The sequence below is a fragment of the Micromonospora sp. ATLC20 genome, assembly GCF_057196585.1.
In genome coordinates this window covers 1-10,783 of sequence record NZ_JBXUOV010000189.1, presented here as the reverse complement: position 1 = coordinate 10,783, position 10,783 = coordinate 1, and the positions used below count along the sequence as shown (strand labels likewise).

The following is a 10,783-nucleotide window of genomic DNA, read 5'->3' as shown; positions in this document are numbered from 1 at the left end:
GCCCGGGCCGCGGCGCGCAGCGCGCCGCGCCGCGCCTCGTCGTCGTGAGCCCACCCCGGGTACGCGGCGGTCGCCGCGGCCATCGCCCGGTCGAGCAGTTCGGGCGGGCAGGCCGGGGCGGTGGCGAACACCGCGCCGGTGGCCGGGTCGACGACGTCGAAGGTTCCGGCGCCGGCGGCCGGGCGGCCGTCGACGGTCATCGTCAGCGCCACGGCTGCCCCTCCGTCGCTGGTGCCTGCGGCTGGCAGCGTATCCGCGGGTGTGTGGGGTGGGCAGCGTGCACGTTGTCCCGCCGCGGCGCTCCGCCCATCATGAGAGTCGGACCGGTCCGTGCACTCCCCCGTCCGTCGCACGCGTGGGGGCCGGCCCGGGGCCGTCGCGCGGAAACCCGCTCCCGGCGCCCGTCCGGCGCCTAGCGTGGGACGAGGGGCGGCCTGCCGGAGGCGCCGGTGAGCGGAGGGAGAACGCGGTGACGGAGCCGGAGGAGGAGCAGGAGAAGACCCGCAAGACCGATCGGGTGCTGTTCTCGCCCGACGGCGATCCGCACCACACGCTCGCCGAGGCGCCCCAGCCGGACGAGCACCTGCCGCCCACAGTCACCCGCGACGGCCACACGGACGTGCTCGACGACGAGCAGTGAGCACACCGTCCCGCCCGGCTCGCCGGCCGGGCGGCACGTGTCGCGGCCGGGCCGGCGGAACCTCCCCGTCGCCGGGACGTGTCGCGGTCAGACGGGCGGGATGCCGGAGCGGCCGATGTCCGACATGTCGTCGCCGATATCGGTGCGGGTGCCGGCCACCGGCCCGGCGCCGGCCTCGGTGCGGTCCTCCACGCAGGCGTCGCCCAGGCCGTGCATCAGCTCGCCGACCACGGCGAGCGCCGAGCCCTTGTCCGGGCAGGGCGCCCCGGTGGCGAGCAGCTGACCGTCGCCGCCGACGACGGTGAACCCCACACTGCCGTCGGCCTCGCTCTCGATGACGAACTTCACAGTGCTCCTCCCGCCCCGCTCAGCTCACGCCGTGCGTCTGCAACCACAGCTCCAGCAGGCCCAGTTGCCACAGCTTGTTGCTGCCGGCGGCGGCCTGGGCCCGGTCCGGCTCGGCCAGCAGCTCGTCGACGTACGCCCGGCGGAACAGCCCGCGCCGGCGCGCCTCGGGCGCACCCAGCGCCTCGACCACCAACTCTCGCACGGGACCGTCGACGTTGCGCAGCGCCGGCACCGGGAAGTAGCCCTTGGGCCGGTCGATGACCTCGGCCGGCAGCACCTCGCGGGCCACCTCCTTGAGCACGCCCTTGCCGCCCTGGGCCAGCTTGTGCTCCGGCGGGCACGCCGCGGCGAGCGTGACCAGGTCCTGGTCGAGGAAGGGCGTGCGCACCTCCAGCCCCCACGCCATGCTCATGCTGTCCACCCGCTTCACCGGGTCGTCGGGCAGCATCAGGTGGGTGTCCAGGCGCAGCACCGCGTCCACGGCGGTCTGCGCGCCCGGCGCGGCCAGGTCCGCGGCGACCAGCTCGCCGCTGGCGTCACCGTCGCAGGCGTACGCCGGTTCGACCACCTCGGTCAGCTCGGCGTGGTCGCGGTCGAAGAACGCCGCGGTGAACTCGGCCGCCGCGTCCTCGCGGGCCGCGTCGGCAAGCCGGTGGTGGTAGCCGTAGCCGGCGAACACCTCGTCGGCGCCCTGGCCGGACTGCGCCACCTTCACGTGCCGGGCGACCTGCTCGGAGAGCAGGTGGAACGCCACCACGTCGTGGCTGCCCATCGGTTCGGTCATTGCCGCCACGGTGGCGCGTACGGCCGGGCCGAGGTCGCCGTCGGCGAGCCGGATGCGGTGGTGGTCGGTGCCGAACGTGCGGGCCACCAGGTCGGAGTAGTGGAACTCGTCGCCGGTCTCGTCGCCGCGGCTGTCGAAGCCGATGCTGAACGTCTGGAGGTGGTGCTGTCCGGCGCCGCCCAGCAGCGCCACGATCATGCTGGAGTCCAGGCCACCGGAGAGCAGCACCCCGACCGGCACGTCCGCGACCAGCCGGCGGCGTACGGCGGTGCGCAGCGCGTCCCCGACGGCGGCCCGCCAGTCGGCGGCGTCCATGCCCTCGTGGGCCGGGTCGCGCCGGTACTCGGGCCGCCAGTAGACGCGCTCGCGGCCGCGCCCGTCGGCCTCGATCACCCGGACCGTGGCCGGGGGCAGCTTGCGGATGCCGCGCAGGATCGTGCGCGGCGCCGGCACGATGGAGTGCCAGGACAGGTAGTGGTGCAGCGCGACCGGGTCGATGCCGGTGTCGACGTCACCGCCGGCCAGCAGCGCCGGCAGCGTGGAGGCGAACCGGAGCCGGCCGGGCGACTCGGCGAGGTAGAGCGGCTTGATGCCGAGCCGGTCACGGGCCAGCACGAGGCGGCGCCGCCGCCGGTCCACCAGCGCAACCGCGAACATGCCGACCAGGTGGTCGACGAACCGCTCCCCCCACTGCGCGTACGCCACCAGGATCACCTCGGTGTCGCTGGTGCTGTGGAAGGTGTGCCCGGCCGCGCGCAGCTCGTCGCGCAGCTCCGGGTAGTTGTAGACGCAGCCGTTGAAGACCAGGGCCAGGCCGAGGTCGTCGCGGACCATCGGCTGGGCGCCGGCCTCGGACAGGTCGATCACTGTCAGCCGGCGGTGCCCGAGGGTGATCCAGCCGTCACTCCACGCGCCCTCGCCGTCCGGCCCGCGTGAGCGCATGGCGGCGGTCATCCGGGTCACCGCGTCGGCGTCGGGGGTGGCCCCGTCGAATCTGGCCTCACCGCTGATCCCGCACATCTCAGCGTCCACCGGTCAGTCGCGGAGCACCCACCATGCCAACCTCCCGCCACGTCGTCTCCCGGGCGGTCCGCCGGGTACGGCGACTACCCGGCCTGTGGCGAAGGAAACCCGGATGGGCTGTTGGCGAGCCGGGCACGGCGCGCCGTCGTACGGTGGCGGTACGGGCCATGTCCCCGGGCGGTCCGGCCACGGGACGTGGCCAGGATCAACGACGCCTGCCAGGAGGACGTGTGTTCGCCAATTCCGAGGAACTCCTGCGATACCTCACCGACGAGGACGTGAAGTTCGTCGACGTACGTTTCTGTGACCTGCCCGGCGTGATGCAGCACTTCAACCTGCCGGTCGAGTCGTTCGACGACAGCGTCTTCACCGACGGCCTCGCCTTCGACGGCTCGTCGATCCGTGGTTTCCAGTCGATCCACGAGTCGGACATGCTGCTGCTGCCGGACGTGGCGACCGCGTTCGTGGACCCGTTCCGCACGCAGAAGACCGTCGCGTTGAACTTCTTCGTCCACGACCCGTTCACCCGCGAGGCGTACTCCCGCGACCCGCGCAACGTCGCGAAGAAGGCCGAGGCGTACCTCGCCGCCAGCGGCATCGCCGACACCGCGTACTTCGGGGCCGAGGCGGAGTTCTACATCTTCGACTCGATCCGCCACGAGACCTCGGCGCACCAGTCGTTCTACTACATCGACTCGATCGAGGGCGCCTGGAACAGCGGCCGGATCGAGGAGGGCGGCAACCGCGGCTACAAGACCGCCTACAAGGGCGGCTACTTCCCGGTGCCGCCGGTGGACCACTACGCCGACCTGCGCGACAGCATGGTCCGCCGGATGGTGGACGCCGGTTTCACCGTGGAGCGTTCGCACCACGAGGTGGGCACCGGTGGGCAGTCCGAGATCAACTACAAGTTCTCGACGCTGCTGCACTCCGCCGACGAGCTTCAGCTCTTCAAGTACCTGATCAAGAACGAGGCGTGGGCGCACGGCAAGACCGCGACGTTCATGCCCAAGCCGGTGTTCGGTGACAACGGTTCCGGCATGCACACCCACCAGAGCCTGTGGCGTGGCGGCGAGCCGCTGTTCTACGACGAGACCGGCTACGCCGGCCTGTCCGACACCGCCCGCTGGTACATCGGCGGCCTGCTGCACCACGCACCCTCGCTACTCGCCTTCACCAACCCGACCATCAACTCCTACCGCCGTCTCGTCCCCGGCTTCGAGGCCCCGGTGAACCTGGTCTACTCGCAGCGCAACCGCTCCGCCTGCACCCGCATCCCGGTCACCGGCAGCAACCCCAAGGCCAAGCGCGTCGAGTTCCGCGTCCCCGACCCGTCCAGCAACCCGTACCTGGCCTTCTCCGCCATGCTCATGGCCGGTCTCGACGGCATCAAGAACAAGATCGAGCCGCCGGCGCCGATCGACAAGGACCTCTACGACCTGCCCCCGGAGGAGTGGGGCGACGTCAAGCAGGTCCCGGGTTCGCTGCCCGAGGCGCTGGCGGCGCTGGAGACCGACCACGACTACCTGCTCGACGGCAACGTCTTCACCGCCGACCTGATCTCCACCTGGGTCGACTGGAAGAACGCGAACGAGGTCGACCCGGTCCGGCTGCGGCCCACTCCGCACGAGTTCGCGCTCTACTTCGACTGCTGAGCCTTACCGCCACCGCCCCCGCCACCCGCGGGGGCGGTGGTCGGTGGAAACGGCCTCGGGCCGGCCCCCGCCCTCGTACCGTCGAGACATGACTCCGCCTCACGTCGACACGCCGACCGCTCCGTGCCGGTGGAGCCGTCGGTGAGGCCGCGGCCCACCACCACCGCCACCACCCCGCAGATCCCCACCGTCCTGACCCTCGGGGTGGAAGAGGAGTTCCTGCTGCTGGACCCGGCCACCGGCGAGAGCATGCCGGTCGCCGACCGGGTACGCGGCGCGCTCTCCGGCACCGCCCGCGAGCAGAGCCGGCAGGAGTTCCGGCACAGCATGGTCGAGATGGTGACGCCGGTCAGCCCCGATCTCGGAGAGCTGCGGGAGCACCTGGTCACGCTGCGCCGGGCGGCCGCGCGGGCGGCCGATGCGGCCGGGGCGCAGCTGGTCGCTGTCGGCGCCACCCCGGTCTGCGAGGCTCACCGCACGGTGCCCGACGAGCAGCGCTACCACGCCATGTCCCGCCGGTTCGGCCCGGTGGCCCACGACCCGGCGGTCTGCGGCTGCCACGTCCACGTCGGCGTCCCGGACCGGGAACTCGCCGTACAGGTCTGCAACCACCTGCGCCAGTGGCTGCCAGTGGTACAGGCGCTCACCACCAATTCGCCGCTGCACGACGGACGGGACACCGGCCACGCGAGTTGGCGCTCGATGCAGCTGGAACGGTGGCCGAGCATCGGGCCGACACCGCACTTCGACTCCGCCGCCGACTACGACGCCACGGTGGCGGACCTGATCACCGCCGGGATCATGCTCGACGCCGCGATGGTCTACTGGTACGCCCGCCCGTCCGCGTCGTACCCGACCGTGGAGGTGCGGGTCGGCGACGTGTGTCCCACCGTCGACGACACGGTGCTGGTCGCCGGGCTGGTCCGGGCGCTCGTGGCCACCCTGATCGACGACGTCCGCGCCGGCGTGCCTGCACCCCGCATCCGGGACTGCCTGGTCGCCGCCGCGCACTGGCGGGCCGCCCACGACGGCGTCGACGGCGAGCTCGTCGACCTGCGCACCGGGCGGCCCCGGCCCGCCTGGGACCTCGTCGACGACATGCTCGGCATCGTCACGCCCGCGCTGACCCGCCACGGCGACCTGGACCTGGTAGGCCGCCAGATGGAGCGGGTGCGCCGCGAGGGCACCGGCGCCACCCGGCAACGTCAGGTCATGGCCGACACCGGCGGCGACATCCGCGTGGTACTCGCGCACTTGGCCGCGCAGACCGTCGCGGCCTGAGATGAGCGGCACGGCCGACGACACGCCGGACCGGGCCCGCGCCCGGTCAGCGCAGCCCGGCGAACAGGTCGTCCTCCGGCGTCGGCGCGCCGGTGGTGTCCCGCACGCGCACGAACGTCTCCATGCCCATCAGCTCGGTGAACCGCTCCTGCCCGAGGCGCAGGAAGAAGATGTTCTCCGCCTGGCTGGCGTGCGCGGCGAGCGAGGCGAACTTCTGCGCGCCGTATCCGCTGGTGTCGACCCAGGTGGTGATCTCGTCGTCCGGCAGGCCCAGCGCCGGCATCTCGTCGGTCGCCTCCGGCTCGGGGAACTCCACCCCGATCTCCCGCATCATCGTGCCGAACTGCTGGAACGCGCTGCGCGGCACGGTGGTCCAGTAGACCTTGGCCGGGATGCCGGTCTGCTCGACGGCGGCCATCGTGATGCGGTGGGCCTGGATGTGGTCCGGGTGGCCGTAGAAGCCGTTCTCGTCGTAGGTGACCACCACGTCGGGGCGGTAGCGCCGGATCAGCTCGGCCAGCCGGCCGGCCGCCTCGGACACCGGCGTGTTCCAGAACGCGCCGGGCGCCTCGTTCGTCGCCCAGCCCATCATCCCGGAGTCGCCGTAGTCGAGCGTCTCCAGGTGGGTGACCTTCAGCGCCTCGCAGCTCGCGGCCAGCTCGGCGCGGCGCATCTCGACCACGGCCTGCGGGTCGTGCCCGGGGTCGCCCGGTTTGATCCCGCCGGGACCGTCGCCGCACCCCCCGTCGGTGCACGTCACGAGCACCGTGGTGACGCCCTCGGCCGCGTAGCGCGCCAGGACGCCGCCGGTGCTCGTCGCCTCGTCGTCGGGGTGCGCGTGCACCGCCATCAGGGTCAGGGATCGATCGGTCACCCCGTCACCATACGAGCATCGGCCGACGAACTAGCATTGCCCGGTCCGCAGACGGCGACGGAAGCGAGGCGCGATGGGTTGGCTCCAGCGGTTGCTCGGTGGCGGACGGGTCGAACTGGACCCCGCACGTCAGCAGGAGCTGCTGCGGGACGTACGGCGGTCCTACGGCGCGCACGCCCGCCTCCGGTTCCCGGAGCAGGCCGACGCGATCACCCGGCTGCTGTCCGATGACGACGGTCTCGTGGTGGCCGCCGGGATCGTCTGCGAGGCCGCCGACCAGGCGCACGCCGACCTCCAGGGGCAGGCGCAGGAGGTGTTCCGGCGTACCGGGCGGCGGCTGCTGGTGCACCGCCGCAACTACCGGCCCCTGTGGAAGGAGGCCGGGCCCGCGCTGCGCTGGCCGCTCGGCGCGCTACCCAGCGGGCTGCACCCGTACGCGCAGGTCAGCGCCGCCGTGGCGGTGGTCGGCGGGCGGGCCGACCGGCTGGACCGGGTGACCGACCCGCAGCCGTTCGTGACGCGCCTGTTCGAGGTGCTCGACCTGACCACCGCCGGCTGGGAGTTCGGCCGGGTGCGTGTGGACACCGACAGCGCGACGCTCGTGGAGCGGCTGATGGGCACCGGCGCCCGGGTGCTCGCGACGATGGACGACCCGCCCCGGCTGCCTCCCGCGGTGCGGGAGATGATGCGCCGCAACCACCGCATCGCCGTGTACGACCCGGCCGGTCCCCGCGTGGTCGGCGAGCTGAACCTGGGCGCCCGGCTGCGCGAGACGCTGCTGGCCTGACCGGCGGTACGCCCCGCCCCGGCCGGTGGCCGCGGCGGGGCGCGCCGGTGCTCAGGTGGTCGTGCAGGTGAGGTTCGCCGGCGGGTTGTTGGTGCCGCCCGCCGAGCCGATGAAGCCGAACGTGGTGGAGCCGCCGGCCGGCACCGAGCCGTTGTAGTCGACGTTGCGCACCGTCACGTTCGCGCCGTTCTGGGTGTGCGTACCGCTCCAGATCTGGTTGATCACCTGCCCGTCCGGGAACGTCCAGGAGACCGTCCAACCGCGGATCGCGGTGGCGCCGGCGGTCACCGTGACCTCGGCCTGGAAGCCGCCCGACCAGGAGCCGGTGATCGCGTACGTGGCACGCGCACCGGACGGCGCCGGGGAGCTGGTGGTCGGGGTCGGGGTCGGCGTCGTAGTCGGGGTCGGTGAGGGCGTGGACGTCGCCGTCGGCGAGGGTGTCACGCCGGGCCGGGCCGCGCGGTAGGTGTGCCCGGCGCGGACGGTGAGCGCGACGACGTCGGACTCCGGGCGGGTGGTGGCGGGTGTGCTGCCGTCGGTGACGTCGGTGAGGGTGAAGCTCCCGGTGAACAGCCGGGACCGCAGCCGCAGCGTGCCGTCGCGGTCGGCGCGGACGGTGATCTCGTCGGCCTGGCTGTTGCTCCAGGCCAGCGCCACCGTGTAGCCGCCCCGGCCGCGCAGGCCCGCGGCCTGCCCGGCGGGCCAGGCGCCGGGAAGCGCGGGCAGCAGGTGCAGCTCGCCGGTGTGGCTGTGCAGCAGCATCTCGGCGATGCCCGAGGTGGCCCCGAAGTTGCCGTCGATCTGGAACGGCGGGTGCAGGTCGAACATGTTCGGCGCGAGCCGGTCGGTGCGGACCAGGTCGCGCAGGAGCTTGTGGGCGCGGGCGCCGTCCTCCAGCCGGGCCCAGAAATTGATCTTCCAGGCGAGGGACCAGCCGGTCCCGTCGTCGCCCCGCAGCTCCAGCGTCCTGCGGGCGGCCTCGTACAGCGCCGGGGTGCCGCGCCTGGTGATCTGGTTGCTGGGATGCAGCCCGTACAGGTGGGAGACGTGCCGGTGGGTGCGTTCGGTCTCGACCCAGTCGGCGAGCCACTCCTGCACGTTGCCCCGGGAACCGACGCGGCTCGGCGGCAGCCGGTCCTTGGCGGTGCGCACCTGGGACCGGAAGGTGGCGTCGACGCCGAGCACCTCGCTCGCCCGGGCCGCGGCGTCGAACAGGTCACGCAGGATCTGGTTGTCCATCGTCGGGCCGGCGCAGACGCTGGCGTTGGCGTGGTGCGCCAGCTCCGGCGAGTTCGACGGGTTCGTCACCAGGTAGCCGAGCGTCGGGTGGGCGACCAGCGTGTCGAGGAAGAACTGGGCCGCGCCCTTGAGGGCGGGGTAGTTGGCCTGCAGGAATCCGCTGTCGCCGGTGAACAGGTAGTGGTCCCAGATGAGCGTGCTCAGCCAGGCCCCGCCGGTCTGCCACATGCCCCAGAACGCGCCGTCCACCACCGATGCGCCCCGCCAGGCGTCGGTGTTGTGGTGGGTGACCCAGCCGCCGGCGCCGTACTGCGCCTGGGCGACCCGCGCGCCGGTCACGGTGAGGTCCTTGACCATGTCGAAGACCGGCAGGAGGCACTCGGACAGGTTCGTGGTGTCGGCCGGCCAGTAGTTCATCGGCAGATTGGCGTTCACCGTGTACTTCGAGTCCCAGGACGGCGTCAGCGAGTCGTTCCAGATGCCCTGGAGGTTCGCCGGCTGGGTGCCCGGCCGCGACGACGAGATCAGCAGGTACCGCCCGAACTGGAACAGCAGCGCGGCGAACTGCGGGTCGTTCGTGCTCGCGTGCTGCGCGATCCGTACGTCGGTGGGCTGGTCGGCGGCGGCGGTGCGGCCCAGGTCGAGCGTGACCCGGCCGAACAGCGCCTGGTAGTCGGCGCGGTGGCGGGTGCGGAGCTGGTCGACGTCGACGCTCTTGGCAACAGCGAGCCGGTTGCGGGCGATGCCCTGGTAGTCGCCGTTGACGGTGCGGTAGTCGACGTAGCTGGTGCCGATCGAGACCAGGACCGTCACGCTGGTGGCACCTGACACCCGCAGCGTGCCGCCGGAGCTGCTGACCGTGCCGCCGGTGACGGCGGCGTTCGCCAGCGCGAGGAACCGCACCGTGCCGTTCACCCCCTCCATCGACCCGGAGATGCCGTCGAGCGCGACCGTCGCGCCGTCCGGGCTGGACACCGTGGTCCGCTGCGGGCTGTCGAAGGTGGCGGAGAACGTGATCGCGTTCGCCCGGTCGGCGGTCAGCCGGAGCACGATGACCTGGTCGGGCGCGCTGGCGAACACCTCCCGCTGGTACCGGACACCGTTGAGGACATACGTGGTGGTGACGGTGGCCGTGGTCAGGTCGAGTGTCCGGTTGTACTGCGTCGCCCCGCTCGCCGAACCGAAGGCGAGCCGGAGGTCGCCGACGGTCTGGTAGGCGAGCTGCCCACCCGGGCTGCCCATCATGGTCTGGTTGATCAGGTCCTGGGCCGAGGTCCACTGGTCGGCGAAGACACGGCGCCGGATCTCGGCCAGGTTGGCCGCGCCCCTGGTGTTCGCCGAGTCGTACGGGCCCCCGGCCCAGACGGTGTCCTCGTTGAGCTGGAGCCGTTCGGTGTCGACGTTGCCGAACACCATCGCGCCGAGCCGCCCGTTGCCGATCGGCAGGGCGCGCAGCCAGTCGGTGCCGGCCGGTACGTCGTACCAGAGTGCCAGGTCGTTCGCGGCCAGCACCTGTGGTGGCGCCGCCGAGCCGGCGCGCGCGGTCGCGCTCCAAGCGGCCGGCACCAGCGCGGCACCGGCACCCGCCGCCGTGGCCTTGATGATGTTTCGTCGTGTCACTTCGGACATGGTTGCTCCCAACCGCGCAGATCAGAGACGGGCCCGGGTGCGCGGCGGCGCTGTTATCGCTAACAGCACACACGCGCGCACCCGGACGCCGCATTCCTGCCACTACGCGCCCAGGGCTCCCGACCGGGCGACACATCAGCCAACATGGACTCTCATGGATGAAGTGACACCGCGTCAAGGGGTGTTACCGCTAACAGTTCCGATCCGTGCTCCACTCGCCGGGCCGAACGGGGCGCGGGGGCGGCCGGCCGGCCCACCCGGGCCACGTGCACGATCCGCTCCGGCGCCACGTCCAGCAGCGCGCCGAGCGCGTCCCGGGTGGCGGCCACGTCGACGAGCTGACTGAGCGGGTGGGCGGCCAGCCCGGCCGTGTGCAGCGTCAGCCACATCCGCATCAGCACCCGTCCGAACTCGACCTGCCCGGCCGCGTCCAGACCGGGCGGCGCGACGAGCGCCAGCACCCCGCCGCCCTGCGCCAGCGGATCACCGCCCGCGGCGGCGAGCAGCCGGGGCAGCCCCAGCG

9 protein-coding genes and 1 pseudogene are annotated in these 10,783 nt (G+C 72.7%); 4 read left to right on the top strand and 6 right to left on the bottom strand.

The genetic code is table 11. The annotated features are described in order from the left end of the window. Nucleotides 1-212 (bottom strand): aldehyde dehydrogenase family protein (locus AC2CHG_RS26630; protein ID WP_484525821.1); only part of this gene is annotated, 212 nt, incomplete at its 3' end. Nucleotides 213-469: 257 nt separating this feature from the next. On the opposite strand from AC2CHG_RS26630, the gene AC2CHG_RS26625 reads away from it, so the two are divergent. Next, entirely contained in the window at nucleotides 470-640 is a 171-nt protein-coding gene (locus AC2CHG_RS26625; RefSeq protein ID WP_013285860.1) for a hypothetical protein, read from the top strand. Nucleotides 641-727: 87 nt separating this feature from the next. Here the strand turns inward: AC2CHG_RS26625 and AC2CHG_RS26620 are convergent, their stop codons facing one another. After that, nucleotides 728-988: a YegP family protein gene (locus AC2CHG_RS26620; RefSeq protein ID WP_484525820.1), complete on the bottom strand. Its 261-nt coding sequence runs from the start codon at nucleotides 986-988 to the stop codon at nucleotides 728-730. A 19-nt stretch (nucleotides 989-1,007) separates the two neighbouring features. Continuing rightward, on the bottom strand, nucleotides 1,008-2,792 hold the full coding sequence (locus AC2CHG_RS26615) for an N-acetylglutaminylglutamine amidotransferase (protein WP_357209652.1): 1,785 nt from the start codon (nucleotides 2,790-2,792) through the stop codon (nucleotides 1,008-1,010). A 233-nt stretch (nucleotides 2,793-3,025) separates the two neighbouring features. Here AC2CHG_RS26615 and glnA point away from each other — a divergent pair, with 233 nt between their 5' ends. Beyond that, complete coding sequence (gene glnA / locus AC2CHG_RS26610; RefSeq protein ID WP_484525819.1) at nucleotides 3,026-4,450, top strand: type I glutamate--ammonia ligase; 1,425 nt, start codon at nucleotides 3,026-3,028, stop codon at nucleotides 4,448-4,450. A 141-nt stretch (nucleotides 4,451-4,591) separates the two neighbouring features. After that, nucleotides 4,592-5,731, top strand: coding sequence for a carboxylate-amine ligase (locus tag AC2CHG_RS26605; protein WP_355511136.1), 1,140 nt, complete (start codon nucleotides 4,592-4,594; stop codon nucleotides 5,729-5,731). 46 nt (nucleotides 5,732-5,777) lie between these two features. On the opposite strand, the gene AC2CHG_RS26600 is transcribed toward AC2CHG_RS26605, so the two are convergent. Then, nucleotides 5,778-6,605 (bottom strand): PIG-L family deacetylase, encoded by an 828-nt coding sequence (locus AC2CHG_RS26600; protein ID WP_484525818.1) that lies wholly within the window; start codon nucleotides 6,603-6,605, stop codon nucleotides 5,778-5,780. A gap of 73 nt (nucleotides 6,606-6,678) precedes the next feature. On the opposite strand from AC2CHG_RS26600, the gene AC2CHG_RS26595 reads away from it, so the two are divergent. Next, nucleotides 6,679-7,392, top strand: a complete 714-nt coding sequence (locus AC2CHG_RS26595) for a hypothetical protein (RefSeq protein WP_091328560.1) — start codon at nucleotides 6,679-6,681, stop codon at nucleotides 7,390-7,392. Nucleotides 7,393-7,443: 51 nt separating this feature from the next. On the opposite strand, the gene AC2CHG_RS26590 is transcribed toward AC2CHG_RS26595, so the two are convergent. Both AC2CHG_RS26590 and AC2CHG_RS26585 read right to left on the bottom strand, forming a co-directional pair. Further along, nucleotides 7,444-10,260 (bottom strand): glycosyl hydrolase family 95 catalytic domain-containing protein, encoded by a 2,817-nt coding sequence (locus tag AC2CHG_RS26590; protein ID WP_484525817.1) that lies wholly within the window; start codon nucleotides 10,258-10,260, stop codon nucleotides 7,444-7,446. A gap of 152 nt (nucleotides 10,261-10,412) precedes the next feature. Further along, nucleotides 10,413-10,783, bottom strand: a pseudogene (locus tag AC2CHG_RS26585) (nitroreductase); the annotation flags it as partial.

Excerpts from the sequence above, each read along its gene's own strand:
- AC2CHG_RS26595 (WP_091328560.1), top strand. The coding sequence starts at position 6,679 with ATGGGTTGGCTCCAGCGGTTGCTCGGTGGCGGACGGGTCGAACTGGAC.
- AC2CHG_RS26590 (WP_484525817.1), bottom strand. The coding sequence starts at position 10,260 with ATGTCCGAAGTGACACGACGAAACATCATCAAGGCCACGGCGGCGGGT.
- AC2CHG_RS26615 (WP_357209652.1), bottom strand. The coding sequence starts at position 2,792 with ATGTGCGGGATCAGCGGTGAGGCCAGATTCGACGGGGCCACCCCCGAC.